Here is a 24318-nt window from a genome sequence, read left to right as displayed (position 1 = left end):
AGACGTTTCTTTGCTTGCGCGTCCTCGCTTTGCTGCGGGCGCGCGGCATGGCGTCAGGGATAGTGCGGAGTTTGTCATTCCGACGATGAAGTAATTTCGGACCCTTTCTTACAGAGTATCGACCCCGCCCATTGTGGCGGGGTTTTCTTTTCTAACGATGTGATGGGGAGGGAACGGAGTTTCTTTCCAGTCGTTTAAAACAGGCACGAAGATTTCCGCGGGGTCGTTTCGCAGTCGAAGCGATTCACTTACGTTCAGATGAAGAGTGAGAGGCAGAGTGCCTTATTGATCAGCCAGAATGTGCAGGAGTTTCCCATGACCGCGAAAGTCAATCAACGTATCGTCCTCGCTTCACGTCCCGATGGGCGTCCGGTGGCTCAGAACTTCCGGCTTGAGGAAGTGGCAATCCCAAGCCCGGGCGAAGGTGAACTGCTTCTGAAACTCCGTTACCTTTCGCTTGATCCCTATATGCGTGGGCGCATGAGTGCCGCCAAATCCTATGCTGCGCCTGTCGAGATCGGCGGCGTCATGGATGGTGGGACCGTGGGCGAGGTGGTTGAGAGCCGCAGCGCAGGTTTTGCGCCAGGCGATTTGGTACTTTCGCATTCAGGTTGGCAGAGTTATGCGCTCGTAAAAGCCACAGATGTTCGCAAGCTTGATCCGAAGGCAGCACCCGTGACGACTGCGCTCGGTATTCTCGGCATGCCAGGTTTTACCGCCTATTCAGGTCTTCTCACAATTGGTCAGCCGAAAGAAGGTGAGACCGTAGTGGTTGCCGCAGCGACTGGACCCGTGGGGTCTGCCGTGGGGCAGATTGCGAAGCTGAAAGGCGCACGCGCCGTTGGTATTGCGGGCGGCGCGGACAAATGTCGTGCGCTGATTGAAGAGTTCGGCTTTGACGCAGCAATTGATCATCGCAGTGAAAACTTTGCAGAAGAGCTGGCTGCGGCCTGTCCGAAAGGCATTGACGTCTATTTCGAGAATGTAGGCGGCAAAGTCTTTGCGGCAGTTTTCCCGCTGCTCAACCAGTTTGCCCGTGTGCCTGTGTGCGGTCTGATTGCCCAATATAACCAAAGCGGTGCATTCGATGGACCGGATCGTCTGCCGGTTTTCATGCGGGACGTTTTGTCGAAAAGCCTCACCATTCGTGGTTTTATCCAGCGTGATTTCGTGGAGCAGCGCCCGGCCTTCTATCATGATATGGCGAAGTGGATTGCCGATGGTCATGTTCGCTATCGCGAGGACATTGTCGACGGGCTTGAAAATGCACCAAAAGCCTTCTTTTCGCTACTTGAAGGCGGTAATTTTGGCAAGCTGATCGTGAAAATCGCGTGAGTGCATTTCGAAAAATGCCAATCTGTTTTCAGACGCGTTACGTTTGATCAAACATTCTGCTTGCAGAACGGCGCTTCGGGCGTGATGCTGTAGTTCTTCTTTGGGACGCGAGTCTTTTTTTGAGGGCAGGCAGGTCATGGGCGAACGCCAGCAGGCGGGTATAGGCGAGGGCGGTGGTCCGGGACGCGAGCGTCAGGACGAGGCGCAGCGTATTCTCGATCGGCTTGAGCGCGAACAGATCGGTGCAGAAGGCATTGTGCGGCGCGGGTTGTCGCGCACCGCCGAACATCTGTCAGCCAGCGACGCGCCGGAGAATGATCCGATCGAACTCTGGGCTACGCGTGTTGGGCGCGGACTTGGGCTCATCATCACGCTGGCGATAATCGGCTGGCTCCTTTTCTATCTCATGCAAAGCTAGGTTCAATATGACGCTTTCTGCGCCGTCGGATGCGACAACCGTTATTGTCATTTCAAGTCATGTCGTGCGCGGTTCTGTGGGTAACCGTGCTGCAGTTTTCGCATTGGAAACGCTGGGCTTTCCTGTCTGGGCTGTGCCGACTGTGGTGTTGCCATGGCATCCCGGTCATGGGCCTGCCGGGCGTATCGTGCCGCCGTCGCAGGAATTCGCAACATTGATGAAGGATCTGGAACGCGCGCCATGGCTTGGTGAAGTGGGGGCAATCCTGACCGGTTATCTCGGTCATCCCGAACAGGCGGACGCTGTCGCCGGGCTTATCAAAGCGGTGAAAGCGCGCAATCCAAATGCGCTTTATCTGTGTGACCCGGTGATCGGGGATCAGAAGGGGCTTTATGTTCCTGAAGCAACGGCCATTGGTATCCGTGACAAGCTTCTGCCTCTTGCTGATATTGCCACGCCCAACCGGTTCGAGTTGTCGTGGCTGACGGGGGTTCCGCTGGAAGACAACAAGGCGCTGATGGAAGCAGCACTTGATGCAGGTCCTGCGACAATGCTGGTAACGTCTGCTTTCCCGCTTATGACAGGCAGTATCGGCAATATCCTGCTGACGCCGACGGTTGCGCTGATGGCGGAGCATCGCTGCGTCGAAGGACCGACCAATGGTCTTGGCGATCTGACTTCAGCGGTATTTCTGGCGCGCAAGCTATCCGGTCTTTCCGACGAGAAGATGCTGCAAAGCACGACAGCTGCGGTGTTTGAGATAATGGCTCGCTCCGCCAAGCGCGGCGCTGATGAACTGATGCTGGAAGCAGATGCTTCCAGTCTCGCGACACCAATGGCAATGGTGCAGACGCGGCGACTGGTGCATCCGACCAAGGGATTGCGGGCGTAGGGCTGTGGTTTCAGCAGTATTCTGCACCATGCTTATGCGGTTTATGGTGGCTGCGAGAGATCGCAAATGCTTGAACCTGAACGCCAACGTTTTTTATTGCTCTCGGTTTTCGATAGGGATATTGGAAAGTCATGGCTGATCTACCAGATTCACTACTCGCCGGTTATCGTACCTTTATGAGCGAGCACTTCGCGCAGGAAACAGCGCGTTATCGGGAACTCGCGGAAAAAGGCCAGTCTCCTCAGACTTTGGTCATCGCGTGTTGCGATTCGCGCGCCGCTCCTGAAACCATCTTCAATACAGCGCCGGGCGAAATCTTTGTCCTGCGCAATGTTGCAAACCTTATTCCACCCTATGAGCCGGATGGCGAATTCCATGCAGCATCGGCTGCACTCGAATTTGCAGTGCAGAGTCTCAAGGTGAAGAATATCGTCGTCATGGGCCACGGCCGCTGCGGCGGGATCAAGGCTGCGCTCGATACGGAGAGCGCTCCGCTTTCTCCCGGTGATTTCATCGGCAAGTGGATGAGCCTGATTGCACCAGCGGCAGAAACAGTCAGCGGCAATCAGCTGATGACCCCGACGGAGCGTCAGACGGCCCTTGAGCGTATTTCAATCCGCTATTCTCTCAATAATCTGCGCACTTTTCCTTGTGTCGATATTCTGGAAAAGAAGGGTAAGCTCACCTTGCATGGCGCGTGGTTCGATATTTCGACCGGTGAACTTTGGGTGATGGATCACCAGACCGGTGATTTCAAGCGACCGGATGCCGGGCCATTGCAGCCCGCATCGGATATATCTGAGTAATAAAAAAAGCCCGGTTTTCCGGGCTTTTCTTTTATGATTTTGACTGGATTAGAGCGCCGATCTGATTGAATCAAATCGGCGCTCTAATCATTTATTTTTACGCGCATCTTTTCCGAAAACCGTTTCACACTTTTCGGGATGCGCTCTAGTTCCCGTCGATTGCCTTGCCCATTTCGGCAATGGCGCGCTGGTAAACGCTTGCAGCGTTCCAGCCCTGAATTGCACCGTAGTTCGGTTCGCCAGGCTGATAGCCAGCGCCGCGCTTCCAGCCGTGACCGACCAGGAAGTTTGCAGTCGAATAAAGTGCATCCGCCTTCGAGCGAGCCATGTCGATATGACCGCTACCATCACCGTCCACGCCATATTTCAGCACGTTAACCGGCAGGAACTGTGTCTGGCCGATTTCGCCATGCATGGCGCCGACAGCATTTGCATCGAGATCCTGATTGTCGATCAGCTTGAGCGCTGCATAAAGCTGCTGGGTGAAATAGTCGCTGCGGCGGCAATCATAGGCGAGCGTTGCAACTGCCGAAAGCGTGTGCTGCTTGCCGAGATAGGCACCAAAGCCGGTTTCCATGCCCCAGATAGCGAGCAGCGGACCGGCTGGAACGCCATAACGCTTTTCGATTGCAGCAAAGAGCGCCGCATTCTGCTTCTTCATCGAACGTCCGCGCTGGATGATCGTGTTTGCGCCGCGCTTCTGCATGAACTGCTCGAAGGAAAGCTTGAAGCTCTTCTGATTGCGGTCAGCATTGATCGTGGCCTGCGCATATTTGGTGTTGGACAGAGCACCGATTGCACGCTTGCCAATGCCACGTCCCTGCGCTTCCTTGATCGTCTGCTGGAGCCAGGCATTATAGCCAGCGCCGTTGTTTCCGCACTGGGCTGCCTCAGCGAGGCCGGTTCCGGCCATCATGCCCACTGCAAGAACTGCTGCTGCGGTCCAAGACCGGCCCTTGGCAAACAATGCCATTCGTTTCTCCTTTGGAGTTGATTCTACCTCGGCGCGAATTTGCCATTCTTTACATCAAATGTCATGCCGGAACCGGACACCAAGTCCCGCCATTTCAAGTATTTTATCGCCATAATAAGGGAGTTTGACAAGTTTGAGGCTTGAGAACGAACATTTTCGCCCCTGTTGACAAAGTGCTTCATACCTATGGACTATAGAAGTGCTGGTAAAAACTATTTACCACTATGACCACAATTTGCTCTTTGAGGCCACGACATTGACGAGGGAGGACGCCACGTGTCGAATGGATTTCTTGCATTATTTGCATTTTTGCCGATTTTCGTAGCCGGTGTAATGCTGGTTGGATTTCGTATTCAAGCCCGGACCGCTATGCCGGTCACTTACATAATCACAGTGATTATTGCGATGGCTCTATGGGGTATGAGCGGCAATCGCATCATCGCTTCCACCATCCAGGGGTTGATACAGACTGCCGGATTGCTCTGGATTATCTTCGGGGCGATTTTGCTGCTCAATACGCTCAAGCATTCGGGCGGCATTTCTGCCATCCGCTCTGGTTTCGCACAAATCAGTCCTGATAGGCGTGTTCAGGTGTTCCTGATTGCGTGGCTTTTCGGCTCCTTCATCGAAGGGGCGTCTGGCTTTGGAACGCCGGCGGCTGTTGTCGCTCCGTTGATGGTTGCGGTTGGCTTTCCAGCGCTTGCAGCCGTCACGTTCGGTCTCATTATTCAATCAACACCAGTTTCTTTTGGCGCAGTTGGAACGCCGCTCATCGTGGGTGTGCAGTCGGGTCTCAATCGCGAGGCATTGACGGGGCAACTTCAGGGCGCCGGTTCAAGCTGGGAATACTTCTTTCACATCATCACGTCGGAAGTAGCCATTCTGCATGCCATTTGCGGTACTTTCATTCCGCTCTTTCTTGTTCTTATCATGACGCGCTTCTTTGGGCGTAACAAGTCATGGACAGAGGGGCTGGCGATTCTGCCTTTCGCACTCTTCGCAGCCTTTTCATTCACAATACCCTACGTTCTGAGCGCGGTTTTTCTGGGTGCGGAATTCCCGTCAATGATCGGCGGTCTGGTTGGTCTGGCTCTCGCCACACTTGCAGCCCGTGCCGGTTTCCTGATGCCGAAAGACACCTGGGATTTTGCGCCAGCGTCAGAATGGCCGGAAGGCTGGATGGGTAGCGTCGAGATGAAGCTCGACGAACTGACATCGCGAAAAATATCGTTGGGACTTGCCTGGACGCCGTACATACTTCTGGCTGTGTTCCTTGTGGTCAGCCGTACATTCCCAGCCGTTGGCAGTGCGTTGAAGTCGGTGACTTTTGCTGCAACCAACATTATGGGGGAAACAGGAATAAGCGGTGACTTTGCGCCCTTGTTCTTGCCTGGCGGACTGCTCGTCATTGTCTGCCTGATCACCTTCTTCCTTCATCGCATGTCAGCGGTGCAATTTTCGAAGGCGTTTGGTGAAAGCACAAAGACCTTGCTCGGTGCGGGCTTTGTGTTGCTCTTCACTGTCCCGATGGTTCGCGTGATGATCAATTCCGGTGTCAATTCAAAGGAGTTGGTCAGCATGCCGCTGATGGTTGCAGATTGGGTGGCTGTCGAGGTTGGAAATATCTATCCATTCTTTGCTCCATCCGTCGGTGCGCTCGGCGCGTTTCTTGCGGGCTCCAATACTGTTTCCAATCTCATGCTCAGTCAGTTCCAGTATGGTGTTGCAGAAGGGCTTGGAATTTCTGGGGCATTGATGGTTGCCGGGCAATCGGTGGGTGCTGCTGCGGGCAATATGATCGCTATTCATAATGTTGTTGCTGCTTCTGCAACGGTCGGATTGTTGGGCCGCGAAGGCTTGACGATGCGCATGACCATCATTCCGACGATCTATTATGTGACACTGGCAGGCACATTGTTGCTGATCGGCTTCTACGTGCTGGGCATCGGCGATCCACTTGTCGGAGCCGTTCCACAATAAGGCTCGAGTAGGCGGCCCTGTGTAATATGGTTTTGCAGGGCCGCTTCCTGCCTTTTGCTTGACATTGCTGGCTTATCACCTTAAAGCCTGCCTCAATCTACCCGCGATCTTCAGAACGCGAGCCACCGACCGGGACCCATTGTGGTATAAAACGATCCCGGAGGTCCACATCCGACAGCGCGATGCGCCCTCGGGTGCTGTATCTCTTTGGTTGCTTCTTGAACTGACCAGTTCGCGGGACGATCTATCCCTGAGAACGCATTAAGCCTCCTCTCGGATTAAAAGGAAACTCGATGTTTGAATCACTTCAGGAGCGTCTTGGCTCCATTCTGAACGGCCTGACCGGACGCGGCGCTCTCTCTGAAGGCGACGTGGCGGCTGCGCTGCGCGAAGTGCGTCGTGCGCTGATTGAAGCCGACGTTTCGCTGGAAGTGGTTCGTTCTTTCACCGACCGCGTTCGTGAGAAGGCCGTTGGTGCTGAAATTCTGAAAAGCATCAAACCCGGCCAGATGGTCGTTAAGATCGTTCATGACGAGCTTATCGAAATGCTGGGCACCGAAGGTGTCACGGTCGATCTGAACGCGCCTGCACCTGTCGTCATCATGATGGTTGGTTTGCAGGGTTCGGGTAAGACAACAACCACCGGCAAGCTTTCCAAGCGTCTGACCGAGCGTCAGCGCAAGAAGGTGCTGATGGCCTCGCTCGATACGCGTCGTCCGGCAGCACAGGAACAGCTTCGTCAGCTTGGTATTCAGACCTCGGTTGACACATTGCCAATCATAGCTGGCCAGTCGCCGGTTGAAATCGCCAAGCGCGCCGTTCAGGCTGCAAAGCTCGGCGGTCATGATGTGGTTATCCTCGATACCGCCGGTCGTACGCATATCGATGAGCCGCTGATGGTGGAAATGGCGGATATCCGCAAGGCCGCCAATCCGCATGAAATTCTGCTTGTGGCCGACAGTCTGACTGGTCAGGACGCGGTAAACCTCGCGCGCAATTTCGATGAGCGCGTCGGCATTACCGGTATTGTTCTCACTCGTATGGATGGCGATGGCCGTGGCGGTGCCGCACTTTCGATGCGCGCCATCACCGGCAAGCCGATCAAGCTGATCGCCACCGGCGAAAAGATGGATGCGCTTGAGGAGTTCTATCCTAAGCGTATTGCCGACCGTATTCTCGGCATGGGCGATATTGTTTCGCTCGTCGAAAAGGCTGCTGAAAACATCGACGCGGAAAAAGCCGCTGCGATGGCTAAGAAGATGCAGTCGGGCAAGTTCGATCTCAACGATCTTGCCGACCAGCTGGGCCAGATGAAAAAGCTCGGTGGCATGGGCAGCATCATGGGCATGATGCCCGGCATGGGCGGGATGAAGGACAAGGCAGCAGCAGCTGGTCTTGATGACAAGGTTTTTGATCGTCAGATTGCCATCATCGGTTCTATGACCAAGGCCGAGCGTGCCAATCCCGATCTGCTCAAGCATAGCCGTAAGCAGCGTATTGCCAAGGGTTCCGGCACCAATGCTGCCGACATTAACAAGCTTCTCAAGATGCACCGCCAGATGGCCGACATGATGAAAGTCATGGGTAAGGGCAAGGGCGGAATGATGAAGCAGATGATGGGCGGTCTTGCTGGTAAGATGGGTCTTGGTGGTCTCGGTGGCGGCCTGGGCGGCGGCATGGGAATGCCCGATCTTTCCAAGATGGACCCCAAGCAGCTTGAAGCGCTTGCCAAGCAGGCCGAAGCTGCTGGTCTGACCAAGGGTGGTGGTCTGCCAGGGTTGCCGGGCTTAGGCGGGCCTAAGCTTCCGGGTCTTGGTGGCGGTCTTCCCGGCCTGCCGAAGAAGAAGTGAGTAAGATGGCTGACGAACAGAACACTATACCCGCTGAGCTTCTGTCCTTGCGCGCTTCCATCGATAATATCGATGCAGCGCTGATCCATATGCTTGCGGAGCGTTTTCGCTGCACGAAAGCTGTGGGCGTATTGAAAGCCGAGCGTGGCCTTGCTGCTGCTGACCCGGCGCGTGAAAAGCGTCAGGTCGAGCGTCTGCGTGCGCTGGCTGTTGATGCCCATCTCGATCCAGATTTTGCTGAAAAGTTCCTGAACTTCATCGTGAAGGAAGTCATTCGGCACCATGAGCATGCCGCTGCAAATCACAGCGGAAACTGAACACCGCAAACGCGGCTCAACCAATTGCCCATCTGGGCAGAACTATTGTCTAAAGGAAAGAAAAAATGGCTCTTAAGATCCGTCTCGCCCGCGCTGGCTCCAAGAAGCGTCCTTACTACCACATCGTTGTTGCTGACGCTCGTAGCCCACGCGATGGCCGTTTCATCGAAACCGTTGGTGCATGGAACCCAATGCTTGCCAAGGACGCTGAACGCGTAAAGCTCGATGGCGACCGCATCCAGCATTGGATTTCGCAGGGCGCACAGCCTACTGATCGCGTTCTTCGCTTCCTCGACCAGGCTGGCCTTGCAAAGCGTGAAGCACGCAGCAACCTGACCAAGGGTGAGCCAGGCAAGAAGGCTCAGGAGCGTCTCGCTCTGGCCAAGCAGGCTGAAGAAGAAGCAGCTGCAAAGGCTGCTGAAGCTGCAGCCGCCGCTGCTGCTCCTGCTGAAGAAGCTGCAAGCGAATAATTTTTCGCAACTTGCGAATGGAAAAGCGGCGGAGCAATCCGCCGCTTTTTTTGTTGGCGGCTTTGTGGGGAATAGGGGATGCAAGTGGGGATTGTCGTGAAACTTACCACAGTGTTGTCGGCGTTTATTCTCGTCACGCTGGCCGTTCCGGCGCGCGCGATAGATGCGCAGGAACTGGCCGCGGCAGCTGCCTCTTATGAGGACGGGGCTGCAGCGCAACAATTGGAAGACCGGATTGCCGACCTCATTGAGGCGGGGGACAAGGTTGGTCTGAAGGCACTCGCCACGCAAATCGAGAGAGAGGACGGCCCCTTTCTTGAAGCTTTGGCCGCATTTCAGGAACAGAGCGAACCGGGAGCGGAAGAAGTAGAACCCGCTGCCAGCGATGAATTTGCACGGCTGGCAATGGCCATGGGATCTTGCCATCAGGCAAACATTGCCCTCAGAACCATCGTTCTTCTCGTTTCCGCAGGCGAAGCCGAACCGATCGTCAGGAGTGGTCTTGTCATGATCGACGGGAGTGAAATCGACAGTACCTATGCAAGTCTGATCCACATATGCGAGAAGGTAAAAAAGCTTCCCGCCCATAGGCCGAGGATCGGTTCCAGATGCGTATTCACGGGTGTCTGTGGCGATGATCCGGATATGACTGGAGAAGTCGGGCGGAGCTCAGGAACGTCTGGCCATGACCAGGCGGATGGAAGAAGAAGCCGCTGAAGCTGCCGCTTTTCTTATGGGCTGGCTGACTATAATGTTGCCCGTCGAGCCTTACCTCAGGTCCAGCTTCCATGTCTGACCGATGAGATCTGCACCGAATGAATGGTGCGGGGCTTCGTCAATAAGCTTGAAACCGGCCCGTTCGTAAAGACGCCGGGCCGCTGTCAGAACGCTGTTTGTCCAAAGTGTAAGTTGATCGTCACCGACGGCGCGCGCGCGTTCGATGCAGGCATTCACAAGTCTGGCTCCTACGCCTGTGCCGCGCGCTTCCTGCTCGACATAGAGCAAACGTAGCTTGCCGAGTTTTGGTCGATCCCCATGTACCAGAAAGACCGATCCGACGATGCGGCCATTCATTACCGCTATCCAGGCCCCATCGTGTGCGGGATCGAAGGCTTCGATGAAATCTGCAAGAATCCGCGCAACGAGCGCCTCATATTCGTGATTCCAGCCATATTCTTTGGTGTAAAGCACGGCCTGCCTGTGGATGATCCAGCCAAGGTCGCCAGCTTGTAGGCTACGTATCTGCACGTCCCGCAGGTCCGGTTCATCGAATATACGTGTAATTGTTGCAGCCGAGGCTAGTAAGTCCTTGCGTTGGTCTGGCCTCAATCCGTCGAGAAGCTCACCGACTGCCCCACACGTATTCCGTTCCAGAGCGGAGTAAACCTCACGGCCGGCTTTGGTAAGCTCGATGGGACGGCTGCGGCCGCCTTCCGGGTGCTGTGATGTTTCAATCAATCCACGTTCGGCAAATCGTTTGAGCATCCTGCTGAGCTGGCCGCGATCGAGATCAAGAGCCCGCATAATTGTTGCAGCCGTCGGGTTGGTGCGATGTGCGATTTCGTAAAGGATACGCGCTTCGGACAGAGAGAACGGGCTCTTGTCGAGATGTGTGTTCAGAAGGCCGAGGCGGCGCGTATAGGTGCGGTTGAAAGCGCGCAATTCGCTGATGTCTTTTTGGCTTTCGCTCAATGTCATGGCTGTATACGCCGTTGCGCGGCGCCTCCTATGTTGACTTTATCAATATGCAATATGTTGATAGAGTCAACATAGTTTTCAGGCGATGGCTTCGTCCCGATGAAAACTCATCAATGATGGTGTAAGAAAGGTTTGTGGGTCGCGCGTCTATGGACTCAAGTCAAACAGACTGGACGACACATGAAATTCGTCTATCCTATTGATTTGACGGCTCGCATTTTTGTGAATGCTCGTATGCGAGTACCAAATTTGTTCGGCGCAGCAAACGCGCCTTTTTCAGGAGAACACCATGTCGGCCGTGACCGCTATCCGTTCTTTTCCTTTTCGTCGTATCATCGTAGCTCTCGGGCTTGCGGTCCTTGTGCCGCTGCTTTCGGCTTGTGGCTTTAATACAATTCCGACAAATGAAGAAAAGGCCAAGGCTGCATGGAGCGAAGTGCAGAACCAGTATCAGCGCCGCGCTGACCTCGTGCCCAATCTGGTCGAAACGGTGAAGGGCTATGCTGCGCACGAAAAGGAAACCCTTCAGGCGGTGATTGATGCGCGTGCCAAGGCGACACAGGTGCAGATTACGCCCGAGACACTCAATAATCCGGAGCTCTTCAAGCAGTTTCAGGATAATCAGGCCAATCTCACCAGCGCACTGTCGCGCCTGATGGTGGTGGTCGAGCGCTATCCTGACCTGAAAGCCAACCAGAACTTCCTTGCATTGCAGTCGCAGCTTGAAGGTACTGAAAACCGTATCGCAGTTGCACGCCGCGACTATATCGAGGCGGTTCGCGTTTATAATACGGCGATCCGCACGATGCCGACGATGATCTGGACATGGATCTGGTATCGCGATGCTGTTCCGATGCAGACATTCAGCGCGGATGCAGGAAGCCAGACAGCACCTCAGGTCAACTTTAACAATTGATCGGGTTTTCCGTGGCAGCTTTGCTTCCCATGCGTGCGGCGTTTCGCGGCCTGAACTGGCTGCGAAACCTGTTTGTTTTTGTCGCGCTTCTGCTTACCGTCTTTGCCGCTGCAGTTGCGAATGCGCAGGACGTGGCAAGGCCTGCACAGGCTTTGACCGGGCGTGTGGTCGATGCTGCCGGTATTATAGATCCGACAGCAAGGCAGCAGCTCACGCAGAAGCTCGCCGATTTTGAAACGAAGTCATCGGATCAGGTGGTGGTGGTGACGGTTCCGAGCCTCAATGGCGAAGATATCGAAACCTATTCCAATCGCCTGTTCCGGGCCTGGGCGCTGGGGCAGAAACAGGAAAATAACGGTATATTGCTGGTCGTCGCGCCCAATGATCGCAAGGTGCGTATCGAGGTCGGCTACGGCCTTGAAGGTACGATGACCGATGCGCTTTCGAGCGTGATTATCAACGGCACGATCATCCCGGCGTTTCGCACAGGCGATTATTCCGGTGGCGTGGTGCAGGGCGTCGATGGCATTCTTTCGGTGCTTTCCGGTGATGCTGCCGAACTTGAAGCGCGCGCTAAACGCAATGTGCAGAGCAGTTCTGACGACATCGACTGGGTGTTCGTTGTTTTCATCACCTTCTGGTGCCTGATCTTCTTCGGGGGCTTTGGCATGGCGATCCTGACGCCGATCTTTGGTCGCAAGATCGGTCCCGGTAAATATCGCTGGCTGGGCATGGTGGTCGATTTTAACTCGCGCGGTGGGTCCGGCGGTGGTGGAGGTTTCTCTGGCGGTGGTGGTGGATGGTCATCGGGCGGCGGTGGCGGCGGCTTTTCTGGCGGTGGCGGTTCGTCAGGTGGCGGCGGCGCTTCGGGTAGCTGGTAGGGGAGAAGTCTGTGACGGTTAAAAACCTAATCGGCGAGCAAGATCATAAGCGTATTGCTCATGCGATCCGCGATGCCGAGGCCAATACAAGCGGCGAAATCTACGCCGTTCTGGCGCGTTCCAGCGATGATTATTTCTTTGCTGCAGGCTTCGTTGCGACCTGTGGAATTCTCATAACCTCGGTCATTCTGGCATTTCTCGCGCATTGGTACTGGTTCGATATCCGGCTACCGATGTTTGGCCTCGCCATTCTGGCGGCCTTCATTTCGGTCATGCTGGTTCTTTGGTTCCTGCCTTCAATCCGCATATTGCTGGTGCCGCGCCGCATTCGCTACAAACGCGCCCATCTCAATGCCTTGCAGCAGTTTTTGGCGCGCAACGTGCACATCACAGAACACCGCACCGGCATCCTGCTTTTTGTGTCTATGGCCGAGCATTACGCTGAGGTTATCGCCGATGCAGGCATTCACGCGCGGGTCGAGCAGGAAGAATGGAACGGGATTGTTGCAACCCTGATCCATCACGCTTCACGCAAACAAGTAGCTGAAGGTTTTGTATTGGCCATTGGTCAGGCAGGCATATTACTGGAGATGCATTTCCCCGCAGGTGACAATGATATCAACGAGCTGGACGATCATTTGATCGAGCTTTGATCCGGGGTATAGATTGCCAGATTCGCCGCTGATTTGTGGCGAAATTTAGCTTTTATGACGCTTACGTAAGCCTGTTGTGTCACCTGCAGTGTGATTGACGTGAAGCCAAACGGCATATTTCGAAATTTCCCGGAGAGTTTTCGAAGTTTTGTTCCAAATTAAATGGATTAGATGCAAGTTTTCTGACTTTCACGGAATTTTTTGGTTGTTTTCAACGATTTGTCATCGAAACGGATGCCCAATCTGCTAGTTTGGCGCGCATTGCCATCATGACAGGAGTATCCGACGTGACTGCAAAGCAGGATCGGTCGAGCAAAATTAAAGGTTCCAAGGCAAGCAAGGAGGAGAAGAAGGGAGGAAAGTCGAAGGCGCTTATCGCCTTTTCGCAGCTTCTCTTCGAATGGGCTCCACCCGAAGATCTTGCAGCCTACGATGCTGCAGCGCTCGATAAATCTGCCCGGTATGGCTACGAGGCGCTTGAATCCTATCGTAAGGGCAAGAGCATCATCAGCGTCGATAACAGCATCGAACGCCATGGCCGCCCCGTCAGCGTCATCACCATCGTCAATGACAATATGCCGTTCCTGCTCGACTCGATCATGGGTGAGCTGAACGATCACGTCAGCCAGATTTTTATGGTCGTGCACCCGGTTCTCGATATCCAGCGGGAAAAAGACGACCTCACAATTCTAGGCGAAGCCTCGCAGCTCGCACCCGCCAAGGGCGTTGAGCGCGTAAGCCTTGTGCAGATTCATCTGCCAGCACTCGACAAGCAGGTAAAAGCCAATCTGACTGCTGCAATCAAGCGTGTGCTCGGACAAGTCCGTTCTGCAGTCAGCGACTGGAAGCCGATGATGAAGCGCCTTGATGGTGCAATCGCCGATTACAAGCGCGTTCAGGAGTTGACGCTCGATCCGGCAATGCCGGAAGCTATCGCCTTCCTTGAATGGCTGCGCGATGATCGTTTCATCTTTCTCGGTATGCGTGAGCTTACCTTCAAGGGCAAGGGTGACAACCGCGAGCTGGTTCCTGTCAAGGAAACGCTTGGTATCCTGAACGACAGTGAAGTGCGTGTTCTCCGCAAGGATGACGACGACACGGTGACACCACGCGAAATCACCGACTTCCTCGACGGCAATGAACCGCTGATCGTCACCAAAGCGAATTCGCTTTCGTTGGTCCATCGCCGGTCTTACCTCGATTATGTCGGCGTGAAGATTTTTGGTGAGAAGGGCGAGGCCATTGGCGAGCTGCGTCTCGTTGGGCTCTTCACCTCCGTTGCTTATACGAGCTCGGTTGCGGGCATTCCGTTCATTCGCTCGAAAGCTGATGCAGTTATCAAGCATCTTGGCTTCAATCGCGAAGACCATTCGGGCAAGGCACTCATTAACGTGCTGGAAGAATATCCGCGTGATGAGCTTTTCCAGATCGATACGGAAAGCCTGACGGCCAATGCAGAACTGATCCTTGCGCTCGGCGAACGCCCGCGTGTGCGTGCCGTTCCCCGCCTTGATCGTTTTGGCCGCTTTGCGACCGTGCTGATCTATATTCCGCGTGACCGTTATGACTCGGTCGTGCGCGAGAAGATCGGGCACTATCTCGTCGATATTTATAGTGGCGACAGCTTCGAATTCCATCCGGTATTCCTGCAGAACGGCCTGACCCGTGTGCAGTTCGTTATCCGCCGTCATGAACGCTCGACGCCGCATGTGGATCGCGAAGAGCTGGAGGCGCAAGTGCGTGCCATCGTGCGTACGTGGGACGATGCTGTGCGTGAAAGCGCGGACAATGCGGATGCCAAGACCGTTGCTCTTGCTGCAAGCTTCCCGCCATCTTATCGCGAAATCTTCACTGCACCCGAAGCCCTGGTCGATGCAGAACGTATCGCCGGCCTCAGCGCTGAGGCGCCACTTTTCGTGGACTTCTATCGCTATCGCACGGATGGCCCGGATGCGGTTTCTCTGAAGCTCTATCATCATGGTGCGCCGGTTGTTCTGTCGCAGCGCGTGCCGCTTCTGGAAAACATGGGCTTCCGCGTCGTCAGCGAACAGACCATTGATCTGCCGCAAGCTGGCAAAGATGGTGCTCCGGTCTATGTCCATGACATGCAGCTTGTGAACGCCTATGGCGCTCCCGTCGATCTTTCCGACGATGGCGAGATGCTGGAAGATGTATTCCGCAATGTCTGGGATGGGTTGGCGGACAATGACGGCTATAACGCGCTGGTGCAGACCGCACGCCTGACGGCACGCCAGATCATGATCCTGCGTTCCTACGGTCGCTATCTGCAACAGGCAGGCATTGCCTATTCGCAGGGCTTCATCGCGGCCGCACTGAACCGTTATCCGGAAATCGCCAGCGATCTTTATTCGTTAATTGATCTGCGCTTCAATCCATCGGCCAAGCGCCGTGACGCGGCTGAAAAGAAGCTAGTCGATGCCATCGAGACCGCATTGCTTGGCGTGCCAAGCATCGATGACGATCAGATTTTGCGCCGTTTCCGCAATCTGATCGAAGCCACATTGCGTACCAATGCCTATCAGCCGGATGCTGACGGCAAGCCGCGCGTTACTTTTGCCTTCAAGCTCAATCCACGGCTTGTCGAAGGTCTGCCTGATCCGCGTCCATATCGTGAGATCTTCGTTTATGGGCCGGAAGTGGAAGGTGTGCATCTGCGTTTCGGCGCTGTTGCGCGTGGTGGTCTGCGCTGGTCGGACCGCGCGCAGGATTATCGCACCGAAGTGCTGGGCCTCGTGAAGGCACAGCAGGTCAAGAATGCAGTGATCGTGCCGGTTGGTGCCAAGGGCGGCTTCTATCCGAAGCGTCTGCCGGTCGGCGGTGATCGCAATGCAGTGTTCGAAGCCGGTCGCGATGCCTACAAAGTGTTCATCTCGACGCTTCTGTCCGTCACCGATAACATTCATGACAATGATGTCGTGCCGCCTGCGGAAGTTGTTCGTCACGACAAGGACGATCCGTATTTCGTTGTGGCTGCCGATAAGGGCACGGCGACTTTCTCCGATACGGCGAACGCGATCAGCCAGGCTCATGATTTCTGGCTTGATGATGCCTTCGCATCGGGTGGCTCTGCTGGCTATGACCACAAGGGCATGGCGATTACCGCACGTGGTGCATGGGAAGCCGTGAAACGGCATTTCCGTGAGTTCGACAAGGATATCCAAACCGAGCCGTTCACGGTTGCTGGTGTGGGTGATATGTCGGGCGACGTGTTCGGTAATGGTATGCTGTTGTCGGAGCAGATCAGACTGGTTGCAGCGTTTGATCACCGCGACATCTTCATCGATCCGAACCCGGTTCCGGCTGACGGCTTTGCAGAGCGTAAGCGTCTGTTCGAGCTGCCGCGTTCGAGCTGGCAGGATTATGATCGTTCGAAGCTTTCGGCTGGTGGTGGCGTCTATAGCCGCAGCCAGAAGACGATCACGCTGTCGGCAGAAGCTGCAAAGGCCATCGGCCTTGGCAAAACCACGGCTTCGCCGCAGGAAATCATGACGACGATCCTGAAGGCGCAGGTCGACCTTCTGTGGTTCGGCGGCATTGGCACCTATATCCGTTCGACGGCGGAAACGGATGCGCAGGTTGGTGATCGCGCCAATGATGCAATTCGTATCACGGGTTCTGAAGTGCGGGCGCGAGTGATCGGCGAAGGCGCTAATCTCGGTGTCACGCAGCGTGGACGCATCGAATATGCTCTGACTGGCGGTCGCAGCAACACGGATGCTATCGACAATTCGGCAGGCGTTAACTGCTCGGACGTCGAGGTCAACATCAAGATCGCACTGGCTGCTGCCATGCGCTCGGGTAAGCTCAAGCGTCCAGCACGCGACAAACTGCTGGTGAGCATGACCGATGATGTTTCGGAACTGGTGCTGCGCAACAACTATCTTCAGCCGCTGGCACTTTCGCTCAGCGAACGTCAGGGCCTTACAGAGCTGCCTTATCAGGCACGCTTCATGGCTGAACTTGAAACCCGCAAGTTGCTTGACCGCAAGGTTGAGTATCTGCCTTCGGATGCGCTTCTGAATGAGCGCCAGAAGTCGGGACAACCGCTGACCCGTCCGGAACTTGCTGTTTTGCTTGCTTATGCCAAGCTGTCGTTGTCGGATGAGCTGGTTGCGAGCAGGCTTCCGGATGAGCCTTATTTCGAGCAGCTGTTGTTCGGATATTTCCCGAAGCGCATGGTCAAAAACTATGCCGAGGAAATTTCCAATCACCGATTGAAGCGGGAAATCGTCGCTACTTTGCTGGCTAATGACGTCATCAATCGCGGCGGTATCACTTTCATTAGTCGTTTGGCCGATACGACAGGCAAGTCGCCTGCTGATATCGTGCGAGCTTATGTTGCAGTGCGTGATGGTTTCGAGATCAATGCGATCTATGACGCCATTGATGCGCTTGATAACAAGGTGGCAGGTGATGTGCAGAACCAGTTCTATCATCTGGTTGGCGAGATGTTGCTTGCGACAACCGCCTGGGTGCTGCGCAACGACACGACGCGTGCAAACCTGACGGAACTGGTGAACACCATCACCACGGCACGCTCTGCTCTTGAACCACGCTTCGATGGTCTGATGCCAGACTACCTCATTGAGGCCGTACAGGCGGACAAGGCAGCCTTCGTCGAGAAGGGCGCGCCTGAGAAGCTCGCCCAGCGTCTGGCCAATCTGCAGCTTGCGGGCATCATGCCGGATATCGCGCTGATCGCGCATCTGGCTTCTGCTGATCTGGTGGCAACCGCCAAAACCTATTTCGGTGTGTCGGAAGCCTTCCGCATCGGTCGCATCGAAGAGGCGGCACGGAGCATTCCCGTCACGGATTATTATGACGGGCTTGCCCTGTCACGAGCGAGCGATACGATCACGCAGGCAGCACGTGGCATTACGATTGCTGCGCTCAAAAAGTATGGCAAGGACAAGGATCCGGCAGCGACATGGTTCGCCGAAGATGCCGCACGCATTGATCAGGTCAAGAACCGTATGGTGGCGCTGACCGAGGGTGGTGATCTGACGGTGTCGCGTCTGGCTGTTGCTGCAGGACTTATGTCTGATTTGACGCAGTAAGGTAAGGCAACTCTAAGTTAAAGGGGCGGCTTCGGTCGCCCTTTTTTGTTTATTGTAGGTGGGGAAAGCGCAGTATAAGGTCCAGCTTAATTACTGAAGAGAAGCTTCAAGCATCGGGGGCAAGGAGCAATTCATTGGGCGATCAATCTGTAAGCGCGAGAGGCTATGCTTCTCGACGCGGCGTATGGGGCTGGATATTTTTCGACTGGGCGGCACAGCCGTTTTTCACGGTTGTCATAACTTTTATTTTCGGGCCTTACTTCATTTCACGTATGGCCGAAACGCCTGAAGCCGGGCAGATTGCATGGGGCTACGGCTTTGCGGCTGCAGGCTTCGCAATCGCCATTCTATCGCCTGTTCTGGGGTCGATTGCCGACCAGACGGGTGCGCGCAAGCCATGGATTGGCTTTTTTGCCGTTCTCAAGATCGTCAGTCTGATGACGCTTTGGTTTGCTGTGCCGGGAGCCAATCTGTTCTGGGTATTGCTTGCCTTTAGCATAGCGATGGTTTCTGCGGAATTTTCTATTGTTTTCAACGATTCCATGATGCCGCGTCTCGTGCCGCGAGAAGATATAGGAAGAGTTTCCAATCTCGCCTGGGGGCTTGGTTATCTGGGCGGCATGATCGTTCTGATCTTTGTCGTCTTTTGTCTCTCGGCTTCACCTGAAACCGGCAAAACGATCCTTGGTATGAAGCCCTTGTTTGGGTTGGACCCGGTACAGGGAGAAGATGCCCGTATCACGGGGCCGATCGCCGCTATCTGGTATCTGATTTTTGTTCTGCCGATGTTTTTGTTCACACCCGATCAGGCGCGCGGAAAGCCTTTGCGACAGGCACTTGGCAAAGGTTTGTCGGAGTTAAAGGCAACGTTGGGCGAAGTACGTAAGCGTCCAGGCGTTGCACGATTTCTGGTTGCTCGAATGATTTATCAGGATGGCGTCAATGCCATCATCGCCTTGGGTGCAGGCTATGCCGCATCGATGTTTCATTGGTCGATCACAGGGATCGGACTTTTCGGCATGATCACCAATGTCATGGCAATTTTCAGTTGCCTTGTTGCGAGCCGCATGGATGCGCGCTTTGGCTCCAAAGTGATCGTGATGATTTCGCTGGTATTGCTGTTTTTCGCTTCCATAGGGATGGTATCTACGGGGCGGGACTATCTGCTGTTTGGTATGGTGGCGCTCGACTATTCGCCAGCTCAAGGCTTGTTTGCGACGTCTGCGGAACATGCTTTCCTGATTTACGGGATCATGATGGGTGCTGCCTTCGGTCCCGTGCAGGCCTCGTCTCGCTCCTGGTTCGCGCGCAGCATCAAGCCAGAAGAATCGGGTCGATATTTTGGCATCTATGCATTGGCTGGAAGAGCAACCAGCTTCCTCGGACCGTTCCTGGTGGCAACCGTGACAGCGCTCACGCATTCGGCAGCATTGGGTATGTCAGTACTGGTATTGTTTTTTACTGTCGGTTTGGTGCTGGCTGCGAGAACTCCTTATCCATCCGACAGATAGATAAGGAAATGCAGTAGGCAAAAGAGATACGCCGATCTGATTGGGTCAGATCGGCGTATCTCTAACGTTTACATCATGCCTGCGGCTTTGGCACAGGCAATGGCGATAAGACCACCGACCACAGGTGCTGCAACTGGCACCCATGCATAGGACCAATCTGATCCGCCTTTACCCGGAATGGGTAGCAGAGCATGCGCAATGCGTGGTCCAAGATCACGCGCCGGATTGATTGCATAGCCGGTCGGTCCGCCGAGCGACACACCGAGTGCCCATACGAGAAGGCCAACCATCAGCGGGCCCAGAACGCCGACGGCACCAACGGCCTTTGCGCCAATGGCGATGACGACAAATACGAGTACGAAAGTGCCGATGATTTCCGTGATGAAATTGGCCGGAATGTTGCGGATCGCTGGGCCTGTACAGAAGACGGCAAGCTTGAGATCTTTGTCTTCGGTTGGCTTCCAATGAGGCAAGTAGGCCAGATAAACCAGAATAGCACCCGCGAATGCACCAAGCATTTGTGCCGCAATATAGGGTGCGACTTCAGCAGCAGGAAATGTGCCAGCCGCATAGAAGGCAAGGGTTACGGCCGGATTGAGATGGCCTGCAGCACCCGCTGAAACCGCAACCATGACACCACAAAGAACGGCAAAACCCCAACCCGCTGTTATGACGATCCAACCCGAGTTCTGACCTTTGGATTTGGCCAGGAGCACGTTGGCGACGACGCCGTCACCCAGTAGGATAAGCACCATTGTGCCGAGAAATTCTCCAATAAAACCATGACCCATTTTTTGCTCCGAGGATAATTGGGCGCTGAAAAACCGTCCGGTGGGCAAATGTGCTCACCGGCTGTCCAAAACTATTGTCCATTTCAGGCGATGGCCCGTTGATCGGGCCAGATTAAAACCCTTATTCGACCCAGTTGAGGGAACGCTGAACGGCTTTTTCCCATGAGGCGAACAGGCGGGTTCTTTCCTTTGATGTCATCTTAGGGTGCCAGCGCTGGCCGACTTGCCAGTTTTCGATAATGTCGTTCGTCGACTTCCAGTAGCCAACGGCGAGACCCGCCGCATAGGCGGCACCGAGGGCTGTGGTTTCGATGATTTTGGGACGTACGACCGGCACATCCAGGATGTCGGACTGGAACTGCATGAGAAGTTCGTTGATGGTCATGCCACCATCGGCCCGCAATTCGGTGATTTCAACACCGGAATCCTTGACCATCGCTTCCAGCACTTCGCGCACCTGATAGGCGCTAGCTTCGAGTGCTGCACGTGCGATGTGACCCTTATTGGCAAAACGCGTCAGACCGGCGACAACGCCACGTGCCGAATCTTCCCAGTGGGGGGCGTAAAGACCAGAGAAGGCAGGAACGAAATAGACATCGCCATTGTCTTCGACCGTGCGAGCCAGTGTTTCAATGTCGCCGCTGGTTTTGATGATGCCGAGATTATCGCGCAGCCATTGCACCAAAGCACCGGTAATGGCAATCGAACCTTCCAGCGCATAGATCGGCTTTTTATCGCCAAGCTGATAGGCAACTGTGGTGAGTAGGCCGTAGGTTGATGGAACCAGCTTTTCACCGGTATTCATCAGCATAAAGCAGCCAGTGCCATAGGTGTTCTTGGCTTCGCCCGGCTCAAGACAGGCCTGACCGAAAAGGGCTGCCTGCTGATCGCCCAGAATGCCGGCGAGCTTGACACCTTCAAGTGAAGGCAGGGAGATATCGCCATAGACCTCGCTGGATGAACGAATTTCTGGCAGACAGGCGGCTGGAATATCGAAGAGGTGCAGAATTTCCTCGTCCCATTTCAGGGTCGCAAGATCCATAAGCTGCGTCCGGGAGGCATTGGTGACATCGGTAATGTGGATGCCGCCATCGGTGCCGCCTGTCAGGTTCCAGACAAGCCAGCTATCGATGGTGCCGAACAGAGCATCGCCTGCTTCAGCCTTTTCGCGTGCACCCGGAACATTATCAAGAATCCAGCGTAGCTTGAGGCCTGAAAAATAAGTCGAGATAGGCAAGCCAGTCTTGTCGCGCAGACGATCTGCACCGCCATCCTGCACGAAATGGTCGACCAGTTCGTCGGTCCGTGTATCCATCCAGACAATTGCATTATAAAGCGGTGTGCCTGTTGCCTTGTCCCATAGCAGTGTGGTTTCGCGCTGGTTGGTGATGCCGACCGATGCGATATCGGAAGCCTTGAGCTTAGCCTTCTTCAAGGTAGCTGCGATGACATGCTGCGTGTTGCGCCAGATTTCGTTGGCGCTGTGCTCAACCCAGCCAGCTTTTGGATAAATCTGCTCGTGTTCCCGCTGGTCCATGGCGATAATGTCGCCATGCTTGTCAAATATAATGAAGCGTGAACTCGTGGTTCCCTGATCGATGGAACCGATAAATTGAGTCATGTGCTTTTGCTCCTCCCATTCGGGTGTTTGTTACCGGCAGAGCGCAGAATCGTGCGAACTGCCTGCTTTCCAAATCAACTTAATACAGGATGACGCCTCAGGCATTCCCAATAGCTTCGTGCCATCCTCTGCACTTTCGTTATGCTCTCCAAAACGCATAATACGAAATAATATGAATATAAAACGAAAGCAATATGAATTCACTTTTTCGAGAGTGACGTAAAAGTGATGAAAATATGTCGCTATGAGTAAAGCCGCTTTCATTTTCCGAAGACCAATCATTCCTGCGTAATCGGCGAGGCGCGACGTCTTCAGAGCTCAACGATAGGCCCATGAAAAAAGGCCCCGGGAAGATGTCCCCGGAGCCCATTTCGTTAGCTAGAGCGCGTTTCGATCTGATTGGATCAGATCGACGCTCTAAATATTTGTTTTAACGCGCATCTTTGTCCGAAAACCGTTTCACACTTTTCGGGATGCGCTCTAAATGCCAGCTTATGAACGCAAAGTTTAGTGACGGAAATGGCGCATGCCGGTCATCACCATGGCGATGCCATGTTCGTCTGCAGCAGCGATCACTTCATCATCACGCATGGAACCACCCGGCTGGATGACGGCCGTCGCGCCTGCCTGAACGGCAGAAAGCAGACCGTCGGCAAACGGGAAGAATGCGTCGGAAGCCACAACGCAGCCTTTGGTCAGCGGTTGAGCGAGACCGGCGGCTTCTGCAGCGTCTTCTGCCTTGCGGGCAGCAATACGGGCCGAATCCACGCGGCTCATCTGGCCTGCACCGATGCCGACTGTTGCACCGTCCTTGACATAGACAATGGCGTTTGACTTCACATGCTTGCCAACGCGGAAGGCGAATTTCATGTCGTTGAGTTCGGCTTCGCTTGGGCTCCGCTTGGTCACGACTTTCAGATCGAGATCGTCAACGACGCCATTGTCGCGGGACTGAACCAGCAGGCCGCCAGCAACTGTCTTGGCTGCGATACCTTTCGCACGTGGGTCAGGAAGACCGCCCGTTACCAGAAGACGCAGGTTCTTCTTGGCAGCAACGATGGCCTGTGCGCCTTCGGTTGCGTCCGGTGCGATGATGACTTCGGTGAAGATCTTGACGATTTCTTCAGCGGCTGCTTCATCAAGCGTTTTGTTGAGCGCAACAATGCCGCCGAATGCCGAAACCGGATCGCAAGCCAGTGCCTTGAGATAGGCTTCCGTGATCGTTGCAGCTTCTGCGACGCCGCAAGGATTGGCGTGCTTGATGATGGCAACGGCTGCGGTGCGGGCAGGATCAAACTCGGCGACGAGTTCAAACGCCGCATCGGTATCGTTGATGTTGTTGTAGGAAAGTTGCTTGCCCTGAAGTTGGGTTGCGGTCGCAACGCCCGGACGCTGTTCGCCGGTCAGATAAAAGCCTGCGGTCTGATGCGGGTTTTCACCATACCGCATCACTGAATGCAGCTTGCCAGCAACAGAACGGTAGGTCGGGGTTTCTTCGTTGATAGCTTCGGCAAACCAGTTGGAAATGGCTGCATCATAAGCGGCAGTGCGCGAGAATGCCTTGGCGGCTAACTTCTTGCGGAAAGAAAGCTGTAGCGAGCCTTCGTTCTTTTCGAGTTCTGCTACCACGTCTGCATAGTCAGCTGGATCGACAACGGTTGCGACATAGGCATGGTTCTTTGCCGAAGCGCGGATCATGGCCGGGCCACCAATGTCAATATTTTCGACAGTAGTGTCGTAGTCGCCGCCCTTGAAGCGAACTTCTTCAAACGGATAAAGGTTGATGACAGCCAGATCGATGCCACCAATACCGTGTGCTTCCATGGCTGCAACATGTTCAGGATCGTTGCGCACGGCGAGCAGGCCACCATGGACCGATGGATGCAGCGTTTTTACGCGTCCGTCCATGATTTCCGGGAAGCCGGTTACTTCGGACACGTCCTTTACAGGAATGCCTTCAGCGGCAATCGACTTGGCGGTACCGCCGGTCGAGAGGATTTCAACGCCATGCGCATGAAGCGCCTTGGCAAAATCGATGAGGCCGGTCTTGTCGGACACGGAAAGGAGGGCGCGGCGCACCCGATGAAGATCGGGAGCGGGAATATGCTTGGAGCTGACAGCCATAGGA

Annotated in this window: 19 protein-coding genes; 14 read left to right on the top strand and 5 right to left on the bottom strand. The window is 54.8% G+C overall.

Annotated elements, in window-relative coordinates:
- Positions 1 to 315 precede the first annotated feature (315 nt).
- The 4 genes from curA (at position 316) to C9380_RS10950 (ending at position 3451) form a co-directional block, all read left to right on the top strand.
- Positions 316 to 1335, top strand: coding sequence for an NADPH-dependent curcumin/dihydrocurcumin reductase (curA, locus tag C9380_RS10965; protein WP_128093525.1), 1020 nt, complete (start codon positions 316 to 318; stop codon positions 1333 to 1335).
- 136 nt (positions 1336 to 1471) lie between these two features.
- Positions 1472 to 1753 carry a hypothetical protein gene (locus C9380_RS10960; RefSeq protein ID WP_024895833.1) on the top strand — a complete coding sequence of 94 codons (282 nt, stop codon included), beginning with the start codon at positions 1472 to 1474 and terminating at the stop codon, positions 1751 to 1753.
- 7 nt (positions 1754 to 1760) lie between these two features.
- Positions 1761 to 2645, top strand: a complete 885-nt coding sequence (gene pdxY, locus C9380_RS10955) for a pyridoxal kinase PdxY (protein ID WP_100558549.1) — start codon at positions 1761 to 1763, stop codon at positions 2643 to 2645.
- A gap of 131 nt (positions 2646 to 2776) precedes the next feature.
- A complete protein-coding gene (locus C9380_RS10950) occupies positions 2777 to 3451 on the top strand; it encodes a carbonic anhydrase (protein WP_024895831.1) in 675 nt (224 codons plus the stop codon).
- A gap of 145 nt (positions 3452 to 3596) precedes the next feature.
- On the opposite strand, the gene C9380_RS10945 is transcribed toward C9380_RS10950, so the two are convergent.
- Positions 3597 to 4424, bottom strand: a complete 828-nt coding sequence (locus C9380_RS10945; RefSeq protein WP_128093524.1) for a lytic murein transglycosylase — start codon at positions 4422 to 4424, stop codon at positions 3597 to 3599.
- A gap of 276 nt (positions 4425 to 4700) precedes the next feature.
- Between C9380_RS10945 and C9380_RS10940 the strand changes: the two genes are divergently transcribed.
- From C9380_RS10940 to C9380_RS10920, 5 genes are all read left to right on the top strand, one after another.
- Positions 4701 to 6404, top strand: a complete 1704-nt coding sequence (locus tag C9380_RS10940; RefSeq protein ID WP_024895829.1) for an L-lactate permease — start codon at positions 4701 to 4703, stop codon at positions 6402 to 6404.
- Positions 6405 to 6697: 293 nt separating this feature from the next.
- Positions 6698 to 8254 (top strand): signal recognition particle protein, encoded by a 1557-nt coding sequence (gene ffh / locus C9380_RS10935; protein WP_128093523.1) that lies wholly within the window; start codon positions 6698 to 6700, stop codon positions 8252 to 8254.
- A 5-nt stretch (positions 8255 to 8259) separates the two neighbouring features.
- Positions 8260 to 8571 (top strand): chorismate mutase, encoded by a 312-nt coding sequence (locus tag C9380_RS10930; RefSeq protein WP_128093522.1) that lies wholly within the window; start codon positions 8260 to 8262, stop codon positions 8569 to 8571.
- 65 nt (positions 8572 to 8636) lie between these two features.
- The gene (gene rpsP / locus C9380_RS10925) at positions 8637 to 9041 is read left to right on the top strand and encodes a 30S ribosomal protein S16 (protein ID WP_024895826.1); all 405 of its coding nucleotides are present in this window, start codon (positions 8637 to 8639) and stop codon (positions 9039 to 9041) included.
- Between the two features lie 96 nt (positions 9042 to 9137).
- Positions 9138 to 9758 carry a hypothetical protein gene (locus C9380_RS10920; protein ID WP_247877644.1) on the top strand — a complete coding sequence of 207 codons (621 nt, stop codon included), beginning with the start codon at positions 9138 to 9140 and terminating at the stop codon, positions 9756 to 9758.
- A gap of 51 nt (positions 9759 to 9809) precedes the next feature.
- Here C9380_RS10920 and C9380_RS10915 read toward each other — a convergent pair whose 3' ends face one another.
- Positions 9810 to 10739 carry a bifunctional helix-turn-helix transcriptional regulator/GNAT family N-acetyltransferase gene (locus tag C9380_RS10915; protein WP_128093521.1) on the bottom strand — a complete coding sequence of 310 codons (930 nt, stop codon included), beginning with the start codon at positions 10737 to 10739 and terminating at the stop codon, positions 9810 to 9812.
- Between the two features lie 289 nt (positions 10740 to 11028).
- On the opposite strand from C9380_RS10915, the gene C9380_RS10910 reads away from it, so the two are divergent.
- From C9380_RS10910 to C9380_RS10890, 5 genes are all read left to right on the top strand, one after another.
- Positions 11029 to 11655 (top strand): LemA family protein, encoded by a 627-nt coding sequence (locus tag C9380_RS10910; protein WP_128093520.1) that lies wholly within the window; start codon positions 11029 to 11031, stop codon positions 11653 to 11655.
- 29 nt (positions 11656 to 11684) lie between these two features.
- Entirely contained in the window at positions 11685 to 12536 is an 852-nt protein-coding gene (locus C9380_RS10905) for a TPM domain-containing protein (protein WP_128093657.1), read from the top strand.
- An 11-nt stretch (positions 12537 to 12547) separates the two neighbouring features.
- A complete protein-coding gene (locus C9380_RS10900; protein WP_100558553.1) occupies positions 12548 to 13189 on the top strand; it encodes a TPM domain-containing protein in 642 nt (213 codons plus the stop codon).
- A 287-nt stretch (positions 13190 to 13476) separates the two neighbouring features.
- On the top strand, positions 13477 to 18267 hold the full coding sequence (locus C9380_RS10895; protein WP_128093656.1) for an NAD-glutamate dehydrogenase: 4791 nt from the start codon (positions 13477 to 13479) through the stop codon (positions 18265 to 18267).
- 134 nt (positions 18268 to 18401) lie between these two features.
- On the top strand, positions 18402 to 19778 hold the full coding sequence (locus C9380_RS10890; RefSeq protein WP_128093519.1) for an MFS transporter: 1377 nt from the start codon (positions 18402 to 18404) through the stop codon (positions 19776 to 19778).
- 68 nt (positions 19779 to 19846) lie between these two features.
- On the opposite strand, the gene C9380_RS10885 is transcribed toward C9380_RS10890, so the two are convergent.
- The 3 genes from C9380_RS10885 to purH all read right to left on the bottom strand — a co-directional run bounded on the left by C9380_RS10885 (position 19847) and on the right by purH (position 24314).
- Positions 19847 to 20569, bottom strand: a complete 723-nt coding sequence (locus C9380_RS10885) for an MIP/aquaporin family protein (protein WP_024895818.1) — start codon at positions 20567 to 20569, stop codon at positions 19847 to 19849.
- Positions 20570 to 20690: 121 nt separating this feature from the next.
- Positions 20691 to 22190: a glycerol kinase GlpK gene (gene glpK / locus C9380_RS10880; RefSeq protein ID WP_100558556.1), complete on the bottom strand. Its 1500-nt coding sequence runs from the start codon at positions 22188 to 22190 to the stop codon at positions 20691 to 20693.
- A gap of 507 nt (positions 22191 to 22697) precedes the next feature.
- The gene (gene purH / locus C9380_RS10875; RefSeq protein ID WP_024895815.1) at positions 22698 to 24314 is read right to left on the bottom strand and encodes a bifunctional phosphoribosylaminoimidazolecarboxamide formyltransferase/IMP cyclohydrolase; all 1617 of its coding nucleotides are present in this window, start codon (positions 24312 to 24314) and stop codon (positions 22698 to 22700) included.
- Positions 24315 to 24318: the final 4 nt, after the last annotated feature.

This window comes from Brucella pituitosa, from assembly GCF_003049685.1.
Classification (GTDB): Bacteria; Pseudomonadota; Alphaproteobacteria; order Rhizobiales; family Rhizobiaceae; genus Brucella; species Brucella pituitosa.
The sequence above is the reverse complement of the archived record's forward strand: the minus strand, read 5'-3'. Positions and strand labels throughout refer to the sequence as shown.